Origin of the sequence: Lysobacter sp. 1R34A (assembly GCF_051217035.1) — a bacterium.
Lineage (GTDB): Bacteria > Pseudomonadota > Gammaproteobacteria > Xanthomonadales > Xanthomonadaceae > Lysobacter.
Genome location: NZ_JBPKJP010000006.1, coordinates 50,385 through 70,988, shown reverse-complemented (window position 1 = coordinate 70,988; position 20,604 = coordinate 50,385). Strand labels below are relative to the sequence as shown.

At 68.7% G+C, this 20,604-nt stretch carries 21 protein-coding genes; 18 read left to right on the top strand and 3 right to left on the bottom strand.

Annotated features, from left to right (window positions below):
• Positions 1 to 26: 26 nt before the first annotated feature.
• Positions 27 to 2,204 carry a tetratricopeptide repeat protein gene (locus ACSAMQ_RS03855; RefSeq protein ID WP_435394370.1) on the bottom strand — a complete coding sequence of 726 codons (2,178 nt, stop codon included), beginning with the start codon at positions 2,202 to 2,204 and terminating at the stop codon, positions 27 to 29.
• 406 nt (positions 2,205 to 2,610) lie between these two features.
• On the opposite strand from ACSAMQ_RS03855, the gene purN reads away from it, so the two are divergent.
• From purN to ACSAMQ_RS03840, 3 genes are all read left to right on the top strand, one after another.
• Positions 2,611 to 3,294 carry a phosphoribosylglycinamide formyltransferase gene (gene purN, locus ACSAMQ_RS03850; RefSeq protein ID WP_435394369.1) on the top strand — a complete coding sequence of 228 codons (684 nt, stop codon included), beginning with the start codon at positions 2,611 to 2,613 and terminating at the stop codon, positions 3,292 to 3,294.
• An 88-nt stretch (positions 3,295 to 3,382) separates the two neighbouring features.
• Positions 3,383 to 4,099, top strand: coding sequence for a DUF3108 domain-containing protein (locus ACSAMQ_RS03845; RefSeq protein ID WP_435394368.1), 717 nt, complete (start codon positions 3,383 to 3,385; stop codon positions 4,097 to 4,099).
• Entirely contained in the window at positions 4,100 to 4,798 is a 699-nt protein-coding gene (locus ACSAMQ_RS03840; protein WP_435394367.1) for a DUF3108 domain-containing protein, read from the top strand.
• A 338-nt stretch (positions 4,799 to 5,136) separates the two neighbouring features.
• Here ACSAMQ_RS03840 and murA read toward each other — a convergent pair whose 3' ends face one another.
• Together murA and ACSAMQ_RS03830 are read right to left on the bottom strand one after the other, a co-directional pair.
• Positions 5,137 to 6,390, bottom strand: coding sequence for a UDP-N-acetylglucosamine 1-carboxyvinyltransferase (murA, locus tag ACSAMQ_RS03835; protein WP_435394366.1), 1,254 nt, complete (start codon positions 6,388 to 6,390; stop codon positions 5,137 to 5,139).
• Positions 6,391 to 6,580: 190 nt separating this feature from the next.
• Complete coding sequence (locus ACSAMQ_RS03830) at positions 6,581 to 6,820, bottom strand: BolA family protein (protein ID WP_435394365.1); 240 nt, start codon at positions 6,818 to 6,820, stop codon at positions 6,581 to 6,583.
• Positions 6,821 to 7,067: 247 nt separating this feature from the next.
• Between ACSAMQ_RS03830 and ACSAMQ_RS03825 the strand changes: the two genes are divergently transcribed.
• The 15 genes from ACSAMQ_RS03825 (at position 7,068) to mgtE (ending at position 20,570) form a co-directional block, all read left to right on the top strand.
• The gene (locus ACSAMQ_RS03825; RefSeq protein WP_435394364.1) at positions 7,068 to 8,093 is read left to right on the top strand and encodes a KpsF/GutQ family sugar-phosphate isomerase; all 1,026 of its coding nucleotides are present in this window, start codon (positions 7,068 to 7,070) and stop codon (positions 8,091 to 8,093) included.
• Positions 8,094 to 8,234: 141 nt separating this feature from the next.
• The gene (locus ACSAMQ_RS03820; RefSeq protein ID WP_435394363.1) at positions 8,235 to 8,783 is read left to right on the top strand and encodes a KdsC family phosphatase; all 549 of its coding nucleotides are present in this window, start codon (positions 8,235 to 8,237) and stop codon (positions 8,781 to 8,783) included.
• A gap of 11 nt (positions 8,784 to 8,794) precedes the next feature.
• Positions 8,795 to 9,346 (top strand): LPS export ABC transporter periplasmic protein LptC, encoded by a 552-nt coding sequence (gene lptC, locus ACSAMQ_RS03815; RefSeq protein WP_435394362.1) that lies wholly within the window; start codon positions 8,795 to 8,797, stop codon positions 9,344 to 9,346.
• Positions 9,327 to 9,854 (top strand): lipopolysaccharide transport periplasmic protein LptA, encoded by a 528-nt coding sequence (gene lptA, locus ACSAMQ_RS03810; protein ID WP_435394361.1) that lies wholly within the window; start codon positions 9,327 to 9,329, stop codon positions 9,852 to 9,854. The genes lptC and lptA overlap by 20 nt, the downstream gene beginning before the upstream one ends.
• Positions 9,854 to 10,573 carry an LPS export ABC transporter ATP-binding protein gene (gene lptB, locus ACSAMQ_RS03805; protein ID WP_435394360.1) on the top strand — a complete coding sequence of 240 codons (720 nt, stop codon included), beginning with the start codon at positions 9,854 to 9,856 and terminating at the stop codon, positions 10,571 to 10,573. Before lptA ends, lptB begins: the two co-directional genes overlap by 1 nt.
• Before the next feature lie 79 nt (positions 10,574 to 10,652).
• Entirely contained in the window at positions 10,653 to 12,062 is a 1,410-nt protein-coding gene (locus ACSAMQ_RS03800; protein WP_435394359.1) for an RNA polymerase factor sigma-54, read from the top strand.
• Positions 12,063 to 12,293: 231 nt separating this feature from the next.
• Positions 12,294 to 12,623, top strand: a complete 330-nt coding sequence (hpf, locus tag ACSAMQ_RS03795; protein ID WP_031370939.1) for a ribosome hibernation-promoting factor, HPF/YfiA family — start codon at positions 12,294 to 12,296, stop codon at positions 12,621 to 12,623.
• Positions 12,624 to 12,665: 42 nt separating this feature from the next.
• Complete coding sequence (locus ACSAMQ_RS03790; protein ID WP_435394358.1) at positions 12,666 to 13,130, top strand: PTS sugar transporter subunit IIA; 465 nt, start codon at positions 12,666 to 12,668, stop codon at positions 13,128 to 13,130.
• 158 nt (positions 13,131 to 13,288) lie between these two features.
• Entirely contained in the window at positions 13,289 to 14,239 is a 951-nt protein-coding gene (gene hprK / locus ACSAMQ_RS03785) for an HPr(Ser) kinase/phosphatase (RefSeq protein WP_435394357.1), read from the top strand.
• Positions 14,236 to 15,147 (top strand): RNase adapter RapZ, encoded by a 912-nt coding sequence (gene rapZ / locus ACSAMQ_RS03780; protein ID WP_435394356.1) that lies wholly within the window; start codon positions 14,236 to 14,238, stop codon positions 15,145 to 15,147. The genes hprK and rapZ overlap by 4 nt, the downstream gene beginning before the upstream one ends.
• A gap of 388 nt (positions 15,148 to 15,535) precedes the next feature.
• Positions 15,536 to 15,892 carry a hypothetical protein gene (locus tag ACSAMQ_RS03775; protein ID WP_435394355.1) on the top strand — a complete coding sequence of 119 codons (357 nt, stop codon included), beginning with the start codon at positions 15,536 to 15,538 and terminating at the stop codon, positions 15,890 to 15,892.
• A gap of 689 nt (positions 15,893 to 16,581) precedes the next feature.
• Positions 16,582 to 16,974: a PTS sugar transporter subunit IIA gene (locus tag ACSAMQ_RS03770; protein ID WP_435394354.1), complete on the top strand. Its 393-nt coding sequence runs from the start codon at positions 16,582 to 16,584 to the stop codon at positions 16,972 to 16,974.
• 53 nt (positions 16,975 to 17,027) lie between these two features.
• Positions 17,028 to 17,297: an HPr family phosphocarrier protein gene (locus ACSAMQ_RS03765; protein WP_031370946.1), complete on the top strand. Its 270-nt coding sequence runs from the start codon at positions 17,028 to 17,030 to the stop codon at positions 17,295 to 17,297.
• A gap of 13 nt (positions 17,298 to 17,310) precedes the next feature.
• Complete coding sequence (gene ptsP / locus ACSAMQ_RS03760) at positions 17,311 to 19,020, top strand: phosphoenolpyruvate--protein phosphotransferase (RefSeq protein WP_435394353.1); 1,710 nt, start codon at positions 17,311 to 17,313, stop codon at positions 19,018 to 19,020.
• Positions 19,021 to 19,208: 188 nt separating this feature from the next.
• On the top strand, positions 19,209 to 20,570 hold the full coding sequence (gene mgtE / locus ACSAMQ_RS03755) for a magnesium transporter (RefSeq protein ID WP_435394352.1): 1,362 nt from the start codon (positions 19,209 to 19,211) through the stop codon (positions 20,568 to 20,570).
• The last annotated feature ends 34 nt before the right edge of the window (positions 20,571 to 20,604 follow it).

Genomic DNA, 20,604 nt, shown 5'->3' with positions numbered 1-20,604 from the left:
GGTCGGATCGACGAGCAAGGAGCCGCTCACACCAGCGCGTGGCGTCGCGTATAGGTCAGCACCGTATCGACGTGCTTCTGCAGCTCGGTGCGCACCGATTCCTCCAGCGGGCACTCGGCCAGCACGTAGTAGGCCGAGCGCAATACGTCGCGCCAGCGCGGCTGGCGCGGCAGCTTGGCCAGGCTCAGGTAACGCTCCATCGCTCGCGCCCGCAAGCGGCCGTCGTCGACGGTGACCCGCCAGATCCGGCTTTTCTCGGCCAGTTCCAGCCGGCCCTGGCCGGTGCTGCGTTCCCAGGCCTCCACCACCGCCAGCATCAGTTCGACCAGGGCGCGACGGAATGACGAGCGCATCGCCTCGTCGGCGGCGGCGCCCAGGGCCGAGCCGGCTTCGACGTCGGCCAACGCATCGGCAGCAGCCGCGTCGATGCGCAGCGGTTCCAGGCCGACGCGTTCGGCCTGCCCGGCAGCGAGTGGGTCCAGGCCGAGTACGATCAGGCCTTCGCCCTGCCCGGTCTCGCTGAGTTGCGCACGCAAGGCGTCGCCGTGGAGGCGGAAATCCAGGCGCTGCGACGCCGAGGACTCGTCGAGCCGCTCCAGGGCCTCGGCGAAACGCGCCCCGTCGGACTCGCCCAGCAGTTCGCCGAAGCCGCGGCCGGGCAGGCTGTCGCCAGCCTGGCCGAGCAATTGCCCGGCGCTGCGGTTGGCCGCGAGCACTTGGCCGCCGGCGTCGAGGATCAGCACCGCGTCGTCGCGGCTGTCGAGCGCGGCCTGCAAGCGCTTGCGGTCCACGCCGAGGTCGGCCGCGGCGCGGCGGTAATATTCCACTTCCTCGGCCAGGCGCGCCTGCCGCGCAGCTTCGGCAAGGCGGGCGCGCTGTTGCCGGCGTAGGAAGAACACCAGCAGCCCGAGCACGGCGGCCACCGCCGACACCGCGGTCAGCCACAAGGCCAGCGTGCGTTGCCGAAGACTGAGTGCGCGCACTTTGTTCTCGGCGGCGAGTGCGGCGATGGTGCGGTCGCGTTCTGCGGTCTCGAAGCGGACCTGCATCCATTTCATCTCGCGGTCGTAGCGCGCCTCGCGCAAAGTGCGCGCGGCGATTTCGGACTCGCGCAACGTCGCCAGCGCGCGCGGCCATTCGCCCAGAGCTTCGTAGGCATCGGCGAGTTCGGCCAACAGTGCCGGCCGGTCGCTGTCCTGCGCCGGCAGGCTCGACAAGGCATCGCTCAGGCGCAGTTGCGCCGCTCGCGCCTGTCCGGACAAACGTGCGGCCCGCGCGGCCTGCAATTGCAGCGGCGCCGGCGGCCGCACGCCGTCCTCGGCCGCCAGGGCGAGACCGCGCTCGGTCCAGTCGCGCGCCTTGGCCAGATCGCCGCGCAGGATCGCGGCGCGGCCGAGTTCGGCATGCACGCGCAACTGATAGGTGCGTTCGCCGGCTTTGACGAACGCGGCCAGGGCCTGCTCCAGCAGGGCTTCGGCGCGCTGCGTGTCGCCCGAATCCAAGGCCAGAACGGCCATGCTCTGCAGTACGTGCGCGGCTTCGATCGAGTTGCCGACGCGACGGAACTCGGCCAATGCCTGCTCATAGTGACGCGCAGCGTTGCCGGTCGCGCCGAGATCGCGATAGATGTCGGCGATGTTGTTGAGCACCGGCCCCAAGGCCGGCTCACGCGCGCCGCGCTGAATTTTCAGACTCGAAAGAAATGCCTGCAAGGCGCCGCGATAATCGCCGAGCCGGCGCAGCGAGGCGCCGATGTTATTCCAGCTCCTGGACTGCGCCGAGCGGTCTTCGTGGCGTTTGGCGATCTGCAGCGCGCGGTGAAACTTGCCCAGGGCTTCGACGGTGCAGTCCTGGCGATAATCGAGCACGCCGCGACGGCGTACGAGTTCGTAATCGACCTGCCAACCGGCGTCGGGGCCGGCGACGGCCTGCGCGCAATCGAGCGCACCGGCCGCGCCTGCGAAATCGCCGCCGCGCGAGCGCTGGTCTCCGGCCTGGTAGAGCGCGGCGAGCGCATGGGCACGATCGCCGCCGGGCGCCAGGCCATAGCGCCGCAGGCACTCGTTCGCCTTGGGCAGCGTCGCAGCCGGCTGCGACGGTCGGCATGCCGCGTTTGCGTCGGCCTGCGCAGCCGCCGCCGGCACGTGCAACAGGAAGCCGCTCAGTAACGCGAACGCCCAACACCTCGAACTGTCCTTGCCCACGCCCCGCTCCCGGCTGCCGCTCTGGGCAGCTTTGCCCATCCTGTCGCGAAGCGGAAGCGATGGGGTTGCGGAAAGTCTTCATCGATCCAATTCATTTAGCGCACCCGGTCACACTGGCCATGGACTCGATCGACACCCGCGCAGACGTGGCGCCGCTGGTCTGCGCCGCCCAGACTTCACACTGACAGCCGGCACGGGCCGCGGCCTCGAGACCGGATGGTCGCGGCGGCGCCCTGGCGAGCGGCGATCCCCGGCCCACCCTCGGCAACGACACGAGCACAAGCCAGGACACGCCCGGCTTCCTGCGCATGCCCTCTCCACCTCCTCTTTCACCGCCCCCAACCGCCAGATCGCGCACCCGGCGAATCGCTTAAAATGCCGGCCTGTCTCGACCTGATGGCCCGCAATGTCCCAGCCGCTTCCCCGGATCGCCGTCCTCGCATCGGGCCGCGGCAGCAATCTGCAGGCCGTGCTCGACGCCATCGGCGCCGGCCGGCTGGCCGCCGAGGTGGTCGGGGTGTTCTCCGACAAACCCGGCGCGGCCGCGCTGGAGCGCGTGCCCGAGGCCCTGCGCTGGTCGGCCCCGGCGAAGGCCTACCCGAGCCGGGAGGCCTTCGACGCCGATCTCGCCGACGCCGTCGCCGCCAGCCGGCCCGATTGGATCCTCTGCGCCGGTTACCTGCGCATCCTCGGCGACGCCTTCGTCGAACGCTTCCGCGGCCGCACCATCAACATCCATCCCTCGCTGCTGCCGAAGTTCCGCGGCCTGCACACCCACGCCCGCGTCCTCGCCGAGGGCGAGCGCGAGCACGGCGCCAGCGTGCACTTCGTCATTCCCGAACTCGACGCCGGCGCGGTCATCGCCCAGGCCGTCGTCGCAATCGAACCCGGCGACACGCCCGAGGCCCTGGCCCAGCGCGTGCTCGGCGTCGAGCATCCGCTCTTGCTCGCGGTCATGCGACTGGCCGCCAGCGGCCGCCTGGCTGAACACGGCGCAACCGTCACCCTCGACGGTCATCCGCTATTTACGCCGCTGCGTTTAGATTTCGCCGGCGATCTGACCCACCCGGCCACCGGCCTCGCGGCCTGAACGCCGCGCCCCGCGCAGGGGTCCAACGCGTTTCGCACACGCGGTCCACGCGCCGCCAATCGAGCCCTCCAGGATCCCCGCGTTGCCCATGAAGTCCTCTCTGCCCCTGTTCATGGCCGTGCTGATCGGCGCGGCTCTTCCCGGCAGCGCCGCCGCGCTGGAACCGTTCGTGGCCAATTACCAGGTCTTCAACAGCGGCAAGGCGCTCGGCGATGCGACCATGCAGGTCAAGCCCGAGGGCGGCCACTGGCGGATCGACCTGAACATCCATGCCGAGCGCGGCATGATGGGCCTGGCCGGCGCCGCCGCGCAGCAAAGCACCTTGTTCGAGACGGTCGGCGACGGCTACCGCCCGCTCAGCCAGACCATGGTCCGCAAGGTGTTGTTCTCCAAGCGCACGATCACCGGCGTTTACGACTGGAACAAGCGCACCGCGCAGTGGAGCGGCGACGTCAAGGAGCACCGGCGCAAGCCGATCCCCCTGGCCGACGGCGACATGAGCGGCCTGCTGATCAATCTCGCCGTGGTCCGCGACGCTCAGCCCGGCAAGACGCTGAATTACCGCTTCGTGGATTCCGGCCGTGCCCGCCCCCATCAATACCTGGTGGCCCAGGAGCTGGAAGGCGTCAAGGTCGACGACATGAGCTTCAACGCGATGCGCGTCAACCGCGTGCAGAGCGGCAACGAGGAAACCTCGATCTGGGTGGTCGACGGCGTTCCCACCCCGGTGCGCATCCTGCAGCGCGAAAATGGCCAGGACACGTACGATCTGCGTCTGGTCGAATACAAAGGAGTCAACGAATAAATGACGACCCACACGAACAGTCGAATCCGCAAGGTTCGTTTTGCCTTGCTCGCTGCCGCGCTGGCCCTGGCCAGCGCCCCGGCGCTCGCGATCAAGCCGTTCAGCGCCGACTATTCGGCCAGCTACATGGGCATGCAGGGCAACGGCCGCATGACCGTCGCCGCCGCCGGCGCGAACCGCTGGAAGTACAGCCTGGCGGTGACCAGTCCGCTGGCCAATCTGCAGCAGTCGACCGTGTTCGAGGAAAAGGCCGGCCAGTTGCGCCCGATCAGCGGCAGCGACAGCAGCAAGGTGCTGACCAAGAACAAGAACAAGAGCGCGAGCTACGACTGGGCGCGCGGCGTCGCCACCTGGACCGGCGACGTCAAGCCCGACCGCGCCGGCCCGATCAAGCTGCAGGCCGGCGACCTGGACGCGTTGTTGATCAACCTCGCGCTGGTGCGCGACGCCTCCTCCGGCAAGCCGTTGAGCTACCGCATGGTCGAGGACGGCCGGGTCAAGCAGTTGACCTACACCGTCGAAGGCAAGGAAGCGATCACCGTCGGCGGCAAGTCGCAGCAGGCGACCAAGCTCGTCAGCAAGAACGGCGACAAGGAGACCATCGCCTGGGTGGTCCCCGGCATGCCCGTGCCGGCGCGCATCCTGCAGCGCGACAAGGGCGCCGACGCGATCGACCTGCGCGTGCAATCGGTGCGCTGAGCCTGCCCCGCCGCGCCGGCATGGCCGCGATGCGCGAGAGCCCCGCTTCGGCGGGGCTTTTTGTTGGCGGAAGATGGATCGGGAGTGCGTCGAGAGCCTGGGCACTCCTTCCGCAGAGGGATTCGACTTGGCAGCGCGACCGGGAGATTCGCTCCGCTTTATAACGGCAACTTTCGCCGAACGCAGAGCAAACGCCCCCCGCCAGCCGATTTCATCGGCACACGAACAACGCAAGGCGCAGCCCCTTTGCAAGGGAGGCGAATCATTGCGGCCGCCTCGCCCCCGGGGGTAATTACCAAGGGAAACGGACGGTCGCGAGGGCGTCGAGAAACGCCCGCTTACACCCGGCGGATCTTCGCGCCCAGCTTGGACAGCTTGGCTTCGATGTTTTCGTAGCCGCGGTCGAGGTGGTAGATGCGGTCGATGGTGGTTTCGCCCTGCGCCACCAGACCGGCCAGGATCAGCGAGGCCGAAGCGCGCAGGTCGGTCGCCATCACCGGGGCGCCGCTGAGCTTGGGCACGCCTCGGATCACCGCGGTGTGGCCGTCGACGCGGATGTCGGCGCCCAGGCGCAGCAGTTCGTTGACGTGCATGAAGCGGTTTTCGAAGATCGTCTCGTTGATCACGCCCACGCCTTCGGCCACGCAGTTGAGCGCCATGAACTGCGCCTGCATGTCGGTCGGAAACGCGGGATACGGCGCGGTCACCATGTCGATGGCGCGCGCGCGGCGGCCGCCCATGTCGAGGGTGATGCGGTCGCCGTCGACTTCGATCTGGGCGCCGGCGTCGCGTAGCTTGTCGAGTACCGAGTCCAGCGTGTCGGCACGGCTGTGGGTGACGGTGACGCGGCCGCCGGTCATCGCCGCGGCGACGAGGAAGGTGCCGGTCTCGATGCGGTCGGGCAATACGTCGTGGCTGCCGCCGTGCAATTTTTCGACGCCATGCACGACGATGCGGCCGCTGCCGGCGTTCTCGACCCGCGCGCCGAGCGCATTGAGGCAGTCGGCCAGGTCGACGATCTCGGGCTCCATCGCGGCGTTTTCGAGCACGCTGGTGCCCTCGGCGAGCACCGCGGCCATCAGCACGTTCTCGGTGCCGGTGACGGTGACCACGTCGAACACGAAGCGCGCGCCCTTCAGGCGGCCCTTGCGCTGCGCCTTGATGTAGCCGTTCTCGACGGCGATCTCGGCGCCGAGCGCCTGCAGGCCCTTGATGTGCTGGTCGACCGGTCGCGAACCGATCGCGCAACCGCCCGGCAGCGAGACTTCGGCTTCGCCGTACTTGGCCAGCAGCGGGCCGAGCACCAGCACCGAGGCGCGCATGGTCTTGACCAGCTCGTACGGGGCGACATGGCTGTTGACCGTGGTCGGGTCGACGGTGATCGTCGCGCCTTCGCTGCGCACGCCGGCACCGAGCTCGCCGAGCAGCTTGGCGGTGGTCAGCACGTCGTGCAGCTGCGGCACGTTGCGGATCGTCACCGGCGCATCGGCCAGCAAGGTCGCGCACAGGATCGGCAACACGGCGTTCTTGGCGCCGGAAATCTGGACTTCGCCATTGAGCGGCTGCCCGCCTTCGACCACGATTTTTTGCATTTAGGGAGCCGGGTATGGGAAATGGAGAATCGGTAATGGTAAGAGCAGACGGCCGGGGACGGGTGAGGTCCCGGTGAAGTGCCGCCGGGCACCGGCCCAGCGGCGGCCGCCCGCCGCGCAGCCGCTTGGCTGGCCGCGCATTCTCGGCTGCTTGCCCGGGCCGCTTGGCCGGGCCGCTTGCCCGGGCCGCTTACTTCGGGTTGCCCGCTTCTTCGGGCGTCAGGGTCTTCAGCGCCAGGGCGTGGATTTCGCCGCCCATGCGCTCGCCCAGGGTCGAATAGACCAGGCGGTGCCGCGCCAGCGGCAGCTTGCCGCGAAAGGCTTCGGCGACCACGGTGGCCTCGAAGTGGACGCCGTCGTCGCCGCGCACTTGCGCTTGCGCTCCGGGCAGGCCTTGTTCGATCAGGGTGCGGATGGTTTCGGCGTTCACTACTCGAGCCTCTGGAGGACGCGGCCCGTTATGCGGGCCAAAAGGATGAAGCGGCAAGCGGACGACGCAGGCGCGCTGCGTGGCCGGAGGCCGGCTGAATACGGGGTGGCCGCTGCCCAGAGCGGATCCTGCCGGGAGGGGATCTGCCGCGGGGACGGCGCTGGGCGGACGAACCGCTTAGAATTGACGGATTAGCCTAGCGGAAAGCCCTCCGGTCCGAAATGGCGACCTTCGAAACGGCCTCTCTATGACCAGCTCCGCACGCCCCGCCCTCGATCCCGTCGTCCTGCAGTCGCCCGCGGCGCAGGCCGGCCTGGCCCAGAGCGGCCGCCGCGTATTCGAGATCGAGGCCCAGGCGCTGGCCGCGGTCGCGGCCCGCATCGACGGCGATTTCACCGCCGCCTGCAACCTGGTCCTGGCCGCGCGCGGCCGGGTCGTCTGCACCGGCATGGGCAAGTCCGGCCACATCGCGCGCAAGATCGCCGCGACCCTCGCCTCGACCGGCACCCCGGCGTTCTACGTCCATCCGGGCGAAGCCGGCCACGGCGATCTGGGCATGATCACCGACGCCGACGTGGTCCTGGCCCTGTCCTACTCGGGCGAGAGCGACGAGGTGCTGATGCTGCTGCCGGTGCTCAAGCGCCAGGGCAACCGTCTGATCGCGATGACCGGCCGGCCGCAGTCGACCCTGGCGCGCGAAGCCGACGTCCACCTCGACGTCAGCGTGCCGGCCGAAGCCTGCCCGCTCGCCCTGGCGCCGACCTCCAGCACCACCGCCTCGCTGGCGATGGGCGACGCGCTCGCGGTGGCCCTGCTCGAAGCGCGCGGCTTCACCGCCGACGATTTCGCCCGCTCCCACCCGGCCGGCGCGCTCGGCCGGCGCCTGCTGCTGCACATCACCGACATCATGCACGCCGGCGACGAAGTGCCGCGGGTCCACGCCGATGCCAGCATCAGCGAAGCCCTGGTCGAGATGAGCCGCAAGCGCCTGGGCATGACCGCGATCGTCGACGACGCCGGCTGCCTGATCGGTCTGTATACCGACGGCGACTTGCGCCGCACCCTCGACGACGCCGGCGTGGACCTGCGTTCGACCCGCATCGCCGAGGTCATGACCCGCTCGCCCAAGACCATCGGCGCCGACGCGCTCGCGGTCGAAGCCGCGCAGCTGATGGAAACCCACAAGATCAGCGGCCTGCTGGTCGTGGACACTGAACGCCGCGTGGTCGGCGCGCTCAATATTCACGACTTGTTGCGTGCGAGAGTGGTTTAAGAGCCGGGACTCGGGACTCGGGACTCGGGACTCGGGACTCGCAACAGCATCAGAGCTTTCCTGCCAAATTCCAAATTCCCGAAATTCGAGTCGAGTCCCGAAACCCGAGTCCCGAGTCCCGAAATACCGAGCGCCAAACCTGTGCCCTACAGCCACCTCAACGATTATCCCGCTGAAGTCCGCGAACGCGCCGCCCGCATCCGGCTGGCCTGCTTCGACGTGGACGGCACCCTGACCGACGGCCGGCTGACCTACGACAGCGAGGGGCGCGAGCTCAAGAGCTTCCATGTCCAGGACGGCCAGGGCCTGTCGCTGCTGGGGAAATACGGCATCGCCGTGCATTTCGTCACCGCGCGCGGCGGCGTCATCGCCGCCCAGCGCGCGGCCGAGCTCGGCGCCACTGCTCACGGCGACGTCGCCGACAAGCTCGCCTGCGTGCAGCAGATCGCCGCCGGCCTGGGGCTGTCGCTGGACCAGGTCGCGTTCATGGGCGACGACCTCGCCGACCTCAAGATCCTGCCCCACGTCGGCCTGTCGGTCGCCCCCGGCAATGCCCACCCGTGGGTGCGCGAGCGCGTGCACTGGCGCACCGTGGCGCGCGGCGGCGAAGGCGCGGCGCGCGAACTGTGCGACCTGCTGCTCGGGGCGCAAGGCCACGCCGAGCGCGTACTGACCGGTGCGCTCGGATGAGCTGGCGCGGCATGCTGACCCTGATTCTGATGGCCGCCGCCGCGTTGAGCGGCTGGGCGTTGTGGTCGCAGCGCGACAAGAACGACGGCGACGGCCGCGCCGAGGCGCGTCCGGACTATGTGCTCAACCAGTTCGAGGCGGTCGTGCTCAACAAGCAGGGCAAGGAATCGTTCACCTTGCGCGCGCCGAAGCTGACCCGCGACCCGAACGAGAAGACCCTGGACGTCACCACCCCGCTGTTCCTGATCCCGCCGAAGGCCGGCGGCAACGGCGGGGCCTGGGAAGTGCGCTCGCAGCGCGGCTGGGTCAGCGCCGAGGGCGACGAAGTGCGCCTGCGCGGCCAGGTGAAGGCCGACAGCACCAATGCCGAGGGCAAGCCGATCAACATCGCCACCGAGGAGCTGAACCTGTTCCCCGACACCAACAAGGCCACCTCGGCCGTTCCGGTGAGGTTGATACAGCCCGGCACTATAATGAACGGGTCGGGATTGCAGGCCGATCTCGAAACCAAGAACGTCACCATTCCCAACGTCAAGGTCCGCTATGAAGCGAAAGCCCGCTAACTGGCCGGCGCTGTGCCTGGTCGCCCTTCTGCTGGCGCCGGCGGCCGCGCTCGCGCGCTCTTCGGACCGCAACCAGCCCATGGACGTCGGCGCCGACAGCAGCAACTGCTCGGTCAGCACCGATTCCGGCCCCTGCGTGCTCACCGGCGGCGTCAAGATCGTCCAGGGCACGTTGGTCATCAACGCCGCCAAGGCCGACATCAAGCGTGCCGCGGGCGACATCAGCTTCGTCACCCTGACCGGCTCGCAGGCGACGCTGAAGCAGGAGCTCGACGACGGTTCGCCGTTCAACGGCCGCGCCAACAAGATCGAGTACGACATGCCGAAGGACACCATCGTCCTGACCGGCAACGCCTACGTCGACAAGAACGGCGACACCATCAAGAGCGAGCGCATCGTCTACAACTCCAAGACCGGCCAGGTCGAGAGCGGCGGCACCGGCGGCCGCGTCAACATGCGCCTGCAGCCCAAGAGCAAGACCGCCGCGCCGGCCAAGGGAGGCGGCTGATGCTGGTCGCGCAAGGCCTGCGCAAGGCCTACCGCTCGCGCGAGGTGGTGCGCGACTTCGGCCTGACCCTGGATGCGGGCGAAGTCGTCGGCCTGCTCGGCCCCAACGGCGCCGGCAAGACCACCTGCTTCTACATGATCGTCGGCCTGGTCCCGGCCGATGCCGGCCAGATCGTCCTCGACGGCAAGGACATCACCGCCGAGCCGATGTACGCCCGCGCCAAGTACGGCGTCGGCTATTTGCCGCAGGAACCCTCGGTGTTCCGCAAGCTCAGCGTCGCCGACAATCTGCGACTGGTGCTGGAACTGCGCGACGACCTCGACCGCGCCGGCATCGAGCGCGAGCTGGCCAGCCTGATGGAGGAACTGCAGGTGACCCACGTCGCCGAGCAGCTCGGCGCCAGCCTGTCCGGCGGCGAGCGCCGCCGGGTCGAAATCGCCCGCGCCCTGGCCGCCCGCCCGCGCCTGATGCTGCTGGACGAACCCTTCGCCGGCGTCGACCCGATTTCGGTCGGCGAGATCCAGCGAATCGTGCGCCATCTCAAGAATCGCGGCATCGGAGTGTTGATCACGGACCATAACGTCCGTGAAACCTTGGGCATTTGCGACCGGGCGTATATCCTGAACGACGGTGGCGTGCTCGCGCAGGGGGCTCCGGACGCGCTGCTGGCCAATCCCGATGTCCGTCGTGTCTATCTGGGCGAACAGTTCCGTCTGTAACCTTGCGGTTACCGGGCGCGGACGACGCCCACGACGCGCGGCCCGGGCCGACAGCCATCTCAGGTCGCGTTAGCAATCGATGATGAAGCCTCGCCTCCAAGCCTCGCTCGGACAACAGCTGGTGATGACACCGCAACTGCGGCAGGCGATCCGCTTGCTGCAGTTGTCGGCTGTCGAACTGGAAGCCGAGCTGGCCACCGCGATCGAGAGCAATCCGCTGCTCGACTGGACCGATCCGTCCGCGGTCAACGAAGACGAGCCGCGCGCGCCGCCGAGCGTCGAGGAAGGCGCCGAAGCGCCGACCGTCGAGCCGGAATGGACGATGGACGACGGCGAGACCTGGTACGAACGGGTCGGCCCTTCCGACCACGACGAAGACTCGCCCGCGGCCGAACAGGTCGCCGAGGCCGAGACCCTGCACGATCACCTGCTGTGGCAACTGCACCTCAGCCCGCTGTCGCAGCGCGACCGCAGCATCGGCGTGGCCCTGATCGAGGCGATCGACGACGACGGCTATCTGCGCGAAAGCCTGTCGGCGATCGTCGAATCGCTGGCGATGGGGGTCAGCGAAGAAGAAGTCGCGACCGTGCTGCACCAGGTGCAGCGCTTCGACCCGGTCGGCTCCGGCGCGCGCTCGCTCAGCGAGTGCCTGAGCCTGCAGCTCAGCACCTTGTCCGACGACACCCCGGGCAAGGCCCTGGCTTTGGTGATCGCCGGCGAACCGCTCGAACGCCTGCCGCGGATCGGCGCGGCCGGCCTGGCCAACGAACTCAAGCGCGACATCGCCGAGGTCGAGACTGCGGTGCAGTTGCTGCGCTCGCTCGACCCGCGTCCCGGCGCGCAGATGGGCGCGATCTCCACCGACACTTACGTTACCCCGGACGTGGTGATCTGGCGCCAGAACGGCCTGTGGCGGGTCGCGCTGTCGGAAGCGATGCGCCCGCGCATCTCGATCCATCGCGGCTACGAAAGCATGATCCGCCACGCCAGCGCCTCCGACGCCAGCTATCTGCGCGGGCATCTGCAGGAAGCGCGCTGGCTGCTCAAGAGCCTGGAAGCGCGCGGCGACACCTTGCTCAAGGTCGCGCGCTGCCTGCTCAAGCAACAGGCCGGTTTCCTCGAATTCGGCGACAGCGCGCTGCGCCCGCTGACCCTGCGCGAGGTCGCCAACGAAGTCGGCCTGCACGAATCCACGGTTTCGCGCGCGATCGCCCGCAAGTACGCGCGCACTCCGCGCGGGACCATGCCGCTGCGCGCCTTCTTCGCCTCCGGCATCGACACCGGCTCCGGCGGCGAGGCCTCCAGCACCGCGATCCAGGCCATGATCCGGCGCCTGATCGAGGCCGAGAACCCGCGCAAGCCCTTGTCCGACGCGCGCCTGGCCGAGACCCTCAAGGCCACCGGCGTGCCGGTCGCGCGCCGCACCGTGGCCAAGTATCGCGAGGCGATGAGCATCCCCTCGTCGCAGGAACGCGTGCGCATGGCGTAAGCCCGCCAGATTCCGCAAACCCGCAGGATTTCGATTTTATTTCCCCAACGAATCAGCAACTTAGGCCCGGTCTACGACCATTGTTGCGGTCTGGCCACTTGCACCTGGAATTGAGCGTGCGATGCTGGAATCCCTGGCCCCGGCCAGGGCGTCAAACAGGCCCCCGAGCCGTCGACGACCGACGGCCCGGAGCCCAGTCTGCATTCTCCCGCGACGTGAAGGAGGTCTCCGATGCGTATCGAAACCCACGGCCAGCAACTGGAAGTCACTGCAGCCCTGCGTGACTATGTGGAAACCAAGCTGGCCCGTCTGCAGCGCCATTTCGACCAACCCTTCGACGTGCGTACCCAGCTCAGTCTCGACAAGCCCGACCATCGCGCCGAGGCCACCGTGCTCATCGCCGGCCGCACCCTGCACTGCGACGCCGCCGCCATCGACATGTACGCCGCCATCGATCTGCTCGCCGACAAGCTCGACCGCCTGCTGATGAAGCACAAGAGCAAGCAAGTCGACCACCACCGCGGCGAAAGCCTCGCACGCAACGGCGAATTCGTCGGCTGAACCCGATTTACGGGGCCCGGTCATCGATCCAGACACACCGTCATGCCGCTTTATGAATTATTGAGTGCGGAACGGGTCGCGATCCTGGTCGAACCCGGCGATCGCAATACCGTGCTCGATGTCGCCGCGCGCATGCTCTGCGACGGTAATCCCTCCACTGCGTTCGCCCTGCGCGCAAGCCTGGGCGAACGCGAACGGCTCGCCAGCACCGCGATCGGCCACGGCGTCGCCATCCCGCATGCGCGCACGCCCCTGTTCGAACACAGCCGCGGCGCCTTTCTCAGGCTGGCCCAGCCGGTCGATTTCGGCGCCATCGACGGGCACCCGGTGGACCTGGTCCTGGCCATGGCCATTCCCGAGCACCACGTCCAGCAGCATCTGCAGTTGCTGGCCGAACTCGCCGAACGCTTCGCCGACGGCGGCTTCCTCGAGCGATTGCGTTCGGCGCCGTCCGTCGCCGAGCTGAGTTACCGCCTGCTCGATCATTGCCGCCGCAGCGCGGCCTGAGCCTTGCGCTCGTAGACACGTCGAGGCGAGCGCCGGTTCGAGCCGCCATCAGCAAGCGACCCGGCGTCGCGCCGGCCGACCGCCTTCACGCCGCATCGGTCCCGCCGGCTCCGCGTCGATGCGGACACCGCCATCGCTTTGCTCGTAAACTTCCGCCCATGAGCAAGAGCATCCGTGCAGGCGAACTGTTCGAACAGCAGCGCGAGCGGCTCGCCCTGCGCTGGGTGGCCGGCCAACGCGGCGACGGCCGCCTGGTCGAGGCGGTCAACACGGTCGCGCGGCGCCCGTCGCTGGCCGGTTACCTCAATGCGATCTATCCGAACAAGGTGCAGATCCTCGGCACCGAGGAACTGACCTGGCTCGACGGGCTGGACTCGCGGCTGCGCTGGGAAACGATCGAGAAGATCATCCAGTTCCGGCCCCTGGCCCTGGTCATCAGCAAGGACCAGCCCTGCCCCGAGGACCTGCGCATCGCCGCCGAGGAAACCGACACCCCGCTGTGGGTTTCGCCGCGCCGCGGCCACGAATTGCTCAATCACCTGCAATACCACCTGGCGCGCGCGCTCGCCCCGCAGATCACCCTGCACGGGGTGTTCATGGAGATCTATTCGATCGGTGTGCTTATCACCGGCGAATCCGGATCGGGCAAGAGCGAACTCGCGCTGGAGCTGGTCACCCGCGGCCATCGCCTGGTCGCCGACGATGCCCCGGAATTCACCCAGATCGCGCCCGACGTGCTCGACGGCACCTGCCCGGACATGCTCCAGGACCTGCTCGAAGTGCGCGGCCTGGGCGTGCTCAACATCCGCCAGATGTTCGGCGACACCGCGGTCAAGAACAACAAATACCTGCGCCTGATCGTGCACCTGACCAAGCCGATGAGCGAACCGGTTCCGGCCGGAATCGAACGCCTGACCGGCGACACCGGCATCCGCCGCGTGCTCGATCTCGACGTGCCGATGATCACGCTGCCGGTCATGCCCGGCCGCAACCTCGCCGTGCTGACCGAAGCGGCGACGCGGCTGCACAGCCTGCGCATGAAAGGCCTGGACCCGGCCGCGGCCTTCATCGCCCGGCACAGCAACTTCCTGGAGCGCGGCGAATCGTGAGCAATTCCCCTTTCGACCCCGCCGCGTCCGGCGAGGGCAACGCCTTCACCCTGGTCATCGTCAGCGGCATGTCCGGCTCGGGCAAGTCGGTGGCGCTGAACACCTTCGAGGACCTGGGCTTCTACTGCGTCGACAACCTGCCGGCGGAACTGCTGCCGCAGTTCGTGCAGAACGTGATCAAGGCCGAGGAAGGCATGCCGACCAAGCTCGCGGTCGGCATCGACGTGCGCAATCGCCATAGCGATCTGGCCAACATCCCGGAATGGCTGTCGGCGGTCGGCGCGCTCGGCGCCGATCCGCGACTGGTGTTCTTCGAATCCAGCGACGGCGTGCTGCTCAAGCGCTACGCCGACACCCGGCGCCGCCATCCGCTGAGCCAGTTCGGCCTGGCCCTGGCCGATGCGATCTCGCTCGAACGCCAGGTGCTCAAGCCGCTGCGCCAGATCGCCGATGCGATCGTCGACACCAGCGAGCTCAACGTCCATCAGCTGCGCCGCCACGTCATCACCGAATTCGCGATGGGCGGCGACGCCGGCATGTCGCTGCTGTTCGAGTCCTTCGCTTACCGCCGCGGCGTGCCGGCCGATGCCGACTTCGTGTTCGATGCGCGCGGGCTGCCGAATCCGCACTGGAACCCGGCGTTGCGGCCCTTGTCGGGCCGAGACGGCGGCGTGCGCGACTATCTGGAAGCGCAGGCCGACGTGAACCTCTACGTCGAGCAGATCAGCCAGTTCCTCGACACCTGGCTGCCGCGCTTGCAGGCCGACAGCACCCGCAGCTACGCGACCATCGCCTTCGGCTGCACCGGTGGCCGGCATCGCTCGGTCTACCTGGCCGAACGCATGGCCGAACACGCCCGAACCCGCGGCTGGAACGAAGTCGCCGTGCACCATCGCGAGCTCGACTGAGTTCGCTGCGCGACGCTCGTCCGGCCTCGATGCGGCTTTCTTAGCGGTCGAGATTTGCTAAGGCGTTGAGGGCTGCTCAGGCAGGCCACCGCGCGCGAACGGCATCCTCCCGCGCCACTCGTCTTCGCTGCGGCTTCTCACCACCGCCGGGCGCCGCCCCTCTGCATAGGGGCACTGTCGTCGGCGCGAATGGGCGCGGCGGACAAGCAAGCCATCCGTAGTGCGCCCATCGCAGCGATCTGAACCGTTCCGAGCCACGCCGTCGACCGACTTGGCATCCTTACAAAATTTTCCCATTGCCGTGTCGCGACGCTTGCAGGCCTCGCATTAGGTTCGGCCTGTGCCGGATGCCGAGCGCTCCGGTGCGTCCCTCCCACGGAGCAACGCCATGAAAAGCACGATCCGCCGCCTCACGCCGATGCTGCTTGCGGTCGGCGCGCTCGCCCTGGCGCCGGCCGTAATGGCCCAAGCACAGTCCGCGCCGCCGGGCGAGGCGATGCAGCGCACCGAGCCGCCGGTCAACGATCAACGCGGCCAGGCGCCGATGCCTCCCCCGGCCGATCCCACCGTTCCGGCGAACTTCACCGACCTCGACAGCAACGGCGACAGCAAGATCAGCCGCGACGAAGCCGCGCTCGATGCGCGCCTCGCCGCCAATTTCGCCATGCACGATCACGACGGCGACGGCGCCCTGTCGCTGGCCGAGTACCAGGCCGGCCATGGCAAGCGCAGCGGCGACAAATAACCTCTGGCCCGCCGCGCCCCTCCCTCCCGACAGCCAAGGATCACGATGAATACTTCCCCGACACACCCGCGCAGCCTGGGCCTGGCCTTGGGCGTGATGCTTGCGGCCGGCCTGCTGAGCGGCTGCGACAAACCCGATCCGGCGCCGATGGAATCGAGCGGGCCGGCCCCGGCCACGACCGATCCGGGACCGGCGCCCGCACCGGCCACGGACACTGCTCCGCCGGCCGACGCTCCATCCTCGGACTTGCCTGCGACTAATCTGCCGCCGCCGACCGATACCCCTACCGACACCCCGCCGGTTCAGAACCCGCAACCGACCCCGACCGACCCGACCGCGCCCCCGCCGCCGACCGCGGACCAAGCCCCGTCGAAGCAGTGACGCCGCATCACCGGTAATGCAGCGGGTCGTTTTCGCGGCCCGCTGCGTTCGTGAACCCGGTCCGCCGGGCTTTGGCCAGCGCGCCTTCGATCCGCTGCCTCTCATCGCTTGGGCGGCGTTGCGGCAATGACGGCCCGCTCCGACGCGGCGCCGCCCCACCACCGCCCGCTACCTACGGCGATTCGCGAACGCAGAATCAAACAGTTGCCCGCGCCCCCCGGCGTTCGGCCGGGCCCTGCGCTGCCATGTCCGCGGACCGCCGCATTCGGCGCTTCCGGCTTGTCACTCCGCTCTGTTAAGTTGGCGGCATGTCAGTCGGCGTCCTTCTCATCACCCATTCCGGTATCGGCAGCGCCTTGGTCGCCGTCGCCAACCGCCTGCTCAACCCCTTGCCGTTGCGCACCGAAGCGCTGGAGGTCCCGTTCGACGCCGACCCCGACGCTCTGCTGCCGCTGGCGAGCGCGGCGCTGCGCCGCGTCGACGACGGCGATGGCGTGCTGGTGTTGACCGACCTGTACGGCGCTTCGCCGAGCAACCTCGCCGCACGCGTGTCGCGGCTGGGTACGCCGGTACGGCGAGTGTCGGCTCTGAATCTGCCGATGCTGCTGCGGGTGATGAATTATTCGGAGCTGGAACTGGACCAACTGCCCGCGGTCGCCTCCGCCGGCGCCCGCAACGGTGTGATCCTGGATGACGCCTGACCGCATGACGCGACTCGCAACGACGCGTAAGACCATTGCCTGAGGACCCCGACATGATCGAACGCGACCTGACTGTTTCCAACCGACTCGGCCTGCACGCCCGCGCCACCGCCAAGCTGGTCCAGGTGCTGTCGGCCTTCCGCAGCAACGCCACGCTCACCGCCAAGGGCCGCGAGGTCAACGCCAAGAGCATCATGGGGGTGATGCTGCTCGCCGCCGGCCAGGGCACCCACGTCAAACTGCGCGTCGAGGGCGAGGACGAAACCAACGCCGCCGACGCGGTGATCGCCCTGTTCGATCGTCGCTTCGACGAAGACAGCTGAGCCGGAGGCGCGCATGAGGCAGGAATTCCAGGGTCATGGTGCCTCGCGCGGCAGCGCGCTCGGCCGTGCCCGCGTCCGCTTGCCGCATGCGCTGGAAGTCGCCGAGGAACGCATCGGCCACGACCAGGTCGAGGCCGAGCTGGCCCGCCTGCACGTCGCCATCGACACCGTGCGCAACGAAATGCACACCCTGCGCGACCGGCTGCACGGCGCGCTCGCGCACGAGGTCGGCGAATTCCTCGATCTGCACACCCTGTTGCTCGACGACCCGGAGCTGCTGCACGGCCTCGACGAGCTGATCCGCAGCGGCCACTACGCCGCCGACTACGCCCTGCGCCTGCAGCGCGACCGCATCGCCTCGGTGTTCGAGGCCATGGACGACGCCTACTTCCGCAGCCGCGTCGACGACATCGACCAGGTGATCGGGCGCATCCACGCCGCGCTGCACCGGCGCGACCACGATACCTCCGGGGTAGCCGGCGAGATCCTGGTCACCGACAACGTCGCCCCGGCCGAGCTGGCGCAGTTGCAGGCCCAGGGGGTGATGGCGATCGTCACCGCCGCCGGCAGCACCCTGTCGCACAGCGCCATCCTCGCCCGCAGCCTGCATCTACCGCTCGTGGTCGGCACCGCCCAGGCGCTGCTCAAGATCAACGACGGCGACGCCCTGGTCGTCGACGGCGCCACCGGCACGGTCATTCTCGAACCCAACGCCGAGGACCTGCGCAGCCACCGCGTGCGCACCCGCGAGCTCGCCCGCGAACGCAAGCAGTTGCACCGCCTGCGCCGCGAGCCGACCCGCACCCTCGACGGGGTCGACATAAAGCTGTACGCCAACGCCGAATCGCGCGAGGACGTGGCCGAGGCGCATTCGCTCGGCGCCGCCGGCGTCGGCCTGTACCGCACCGAATTCCTGTTCCTGCAGCGCAACGAACTGCCCGACGAAGACGAACAGTTCCGCGTCTATCGCGACGTCGTGCTCGGCATGACCGGGCGCATGGTCACCATCCGCACCCTCGACCTCGGCGCCGACAAGGCCGACAAGACCGGCCTGGCCCTGCGCGACGAACCCAACCCGGCGCTCGGCGTGCGCGGCGTGCGCCTGTCGCTGGCCCGCGAGGGCCTGCTCGAGACCCAGTTGCGCGCGATCCTGCGCGCCTCCGGCTACGGCCCGGTGCGGATTCTGGTGCCGATGGTCAGCTCGGCCGAAGAAATGCGCACCGTGCGCGGGCTGTTGAACCGGGTCGCCGCCGACCTGCGCCGGCAGGGCCATGAGATCGCCGATCAGGTGCCGCTCGGGGCGATGATCGAAGTGCCGGCCGCGGCGATCGCCCTGCCAGGCTACATCAACACCATCGATTTCCTGTCGATCGGCACCAACGACCTGGTCCAGTACCTGCTCGCGGTCGACCGCAACAACGAGGCGCTGAGCGAGCTGTACACGCCGCTGCATCCGGCGGTGCTGAAGGTGATCCGCGACGTGATCCGCCTGGCCCAGGCGCGCGGCAAGCCGGTCGCGGTATGCGGCGAAATGGCCGGCGACGCGAACTTCGCCCCCTTGCTGCTCGCGCTGGGGCTGGAGGAGTTCAGCCTGCACCCGGCGACCCTGCTCGAGCTGCGCCGCGCGATCCGCGGCCTCGACCTCGGCGTGCTGCGCAAGCGCGCGCCGGCACTCTTGCGGGCGCGCGACCGCGCCGGCATCGAGGCCTGGCTGCGCGCTTGAGCGCGGCCTCGGTCCGCGCTGCCCCGGCCCGGTACGTCGCGTCGTTCATCCGGGCGGACCGATCACGCTGTCTTCCGACGCGAACGTGAAAGCTGGGCTTTGTAAGCTGCAGGGGCGATAATCGCCGCATGAACATCTGACCCTCGCCGGCTTCGTGGCCGCGTCCGTCACCCGCCAGGAAGTACCGTATGGCCGAAGCCGTCCGCCACGACAAAACCGCACGTCAGCTGCGCCTGCTTTCCGACGCGCTCGACAGCGGTCGTCTGGGGCCGGTGCGGCGCCTGGTCAACACCCTGTCCCCGGCCGAGATCGGCAACCTGCTCGAGTCGCTGCCTCCGGGCAAGCGCGTGGTGGTGTGGGGCCTGGTCGACCCGGAAGACGACGGCGAAGTGCTGGTCCACGTCGGCGAGGAAGTGCGCGAAAGCCTGCTCGCGGACATGGACACCGACGAGATCGTCGCCGCGGTCGAAGACCTCGACATCGACGACCTCGCCGATCTGGTCGAAGACCTGCCCGACACCGTCATCGACGAAGTGCTCAAGTCGATGGACCGCGAGAACCGCGAGCGGCTCGAACAGGTCCTGTCGTATCCGGAAGACACCGCCGGCCGCCTGATGAACCCGGACGTGGTGACGGTGCGCGCCGACACCACCATCGACGTGGTGCTGCGCTACCTGCGCCTGCGCGGGGAACTGCCCGAACACACCGACCACCTGTACGTGGTCAGCCGCCGTCATCAATACCTCGGCCGCATCGCCCTGGCCGCCCTGCTCACCCACGAGCCCGGCACCGCGATCAACAAGCTGATCGACGACGAACAGCCGGCGATCGACGTCGGCGAGACCGCCGCCGAGGTCGCCCGCCAATTCTCCGACCACGACTGGATCAGCGCCCCGGTTGTCGACGACAACAACATCCTGCTCGGCCGCATCACCATCGACGACGTGGTCGACATCATCCGCGAACAGGCCGAACACCAGGCCTTGAGCGCGGCCGGCCTGGACGAGGACGAAGACTTGTTCAGTCCGGTGCGGCGCGCGTTCCGGCGCCGCCTGATCTGGCTGTCGATCAATCTGTGCACGGCCTTCCTCGCCGCCAGCGTGGTCGGCCAGTTCGAGGACAGCATCGCCAAGCTGGTCGCCCTGGCGGCGCTGATGCCGATCGTTGCCGGCATGGGCGGCAACGCCGGCACCCAGGTGCTCGCGTTGATGATCCGCGGTCTGGCCCTCGGCCAGATCGGCGCCTCCAACGTCGGCGTGCTGCTGCGCAAGGAATTGATGGTCGCGCTGATCAACGGCCTCGTGCTCGGCGTGGGCCTGGGCCTGATCGTACTGGCGTGGTTCCGCCAGCCCGGCCTGTCGCTGGTGATCGGCGCCGCCCTGACCATCAACCTGCTGACCGCCGCCGCGGGCGGCGTGCTGGTGCCGATCACGCTCAAGCGGCTCGGCTTCGACCCGGCCCTCGCCGGCGGCGTGATGCTGACCACCCTCACCGACGTGATGGGCTTCCTGAGCTTCCTCGGCCTGGCGACGCTGATCTTGATTCGCTAGCCCCGATTCGCTAGTCCCGATTCGCTAGTCCCGA

Excerpts from the sequence above, each read along its gene's own strand:
- purN (WP_435394369.1), top strand. The coding sequence starts at position 2,611 with ATGTCCCAGCCGCTTCCCCGGATCGCCGTCCTCGCATCGGGCCGCGGC.
- ACSAMQ_RS03845 (WP_435394368.1), top strand. The coding sequence starts at position 3,383 with ATGAAGTCCTCTCTGCCCCTGTTCATGGCCGTGCTGATCGGCGCGGCT.
- ACSAMQ_RS03840 (WP_435394367.1), top strand. The coding sequence starts at position 4,100 with ATGACGACCCACACGAACAGTCGAATCCGCAAGGTTCGTTTTGCCTTG.
- murA (WP_435394366.1), bottom strand. The coding sequence starts at position 6,390 with ATGCAAAAAATCGTGGTCGAAGGCGGGCAGCCGCTCAATGGCGAAGTC.
- ACSAMQ_RS03825 (WP_435394364.1), top strand. The coding sequence starts at position 7,068 with ATGACCAGCTCCGCACGCCCCGCCCTCGATCCCGTCGTCCTGCAGTCG.
- lptC (WP_435394362.1), top strand. The coding sequence starts at position 8,795 with ATGCTGACCCTGATTCTGATGGCCGCCGCCGCGTTGAGCGGCTGGGCG.
- lptA (WP_435394361.1), top strand. The coding sequence starts at position 9,327 with ATGAAGCGAAAGCCCGCTAACTGGCCGGCGCTGTGCCTGGTCGCCCTT.
- lptB (WP_435394360.1), top strand. The coding sequence starts at position 9,854 with ATGCTGGTCGCGCAAGGCCTGCGCAAGGCCTACCGCTCGCGCGAGGTG.
- ACSAMQ_RS03800 (WP_435394359.1), top strand. The coding sequence starts at position 10,653 with ATGATGAAGCCTCGCCTCCAAGCCTCGCTCGGACAACAGCTGGTGATG.
- hpf (WP_031370939.1), top strand. The coding sequence starts at position 12,294 with ATGCGTATCGAAACCCACGGCCAGCAACTGGAAGTCACTGCAGCCCTG.
- ACSAMQ_RS03790 (WP_435394358.1), top strand. The coding sequence starts at position 12,666 with ATGCCGCTTTATGAATTATTGAGTGCGGAACGGGTCGCGATCCTGGTC.
- hprK (WP_435394357.1), top strand. The coding sequence starts at position 13,289 with ATGAGCAAGAGCATCCGTGCAGGCGAACTGTTCGAACAGCAGCGCGAG.
- ACSAMQ_RS03775 (WP_435394355.1), top strand. The coding sequence starts at position 15,536 with ATGAAAAGCACGATCCGCCGCCTCACGCCGATGCTGCTTGCGGTCGGC.
- ACSAMQ_RS03770 (WP_435394354.1), top strand. The coding sequence starts at position 16,582 with ATGTCAGTCGGCGTCCTTCTCATCACCCATTCCGGTATCGGCAGCGCC.
- ACSAMQ_RS03765 (WP_031370946.1), top strand. The coding sequence starts at position 17,028 with ATGATCGAACGCGACCTGACTGTTTCCAACCGACTCGGCCTGCACGCC.
- ptsP (WP_435394353.1), top strand. The coding sequence starts at position 17,311 with ATGAGGCAGGAATTCCAGGGTCATGGTGCCTCGCGCGGCAGCGCGCTC.
- mgtE (WP_435394352.1), top strand. The coding sequence starts at position 19,209 with ATGGCCGAAGCCGTCCGCCACGACAAAACCGCACGTCAGCTGCGCCTG.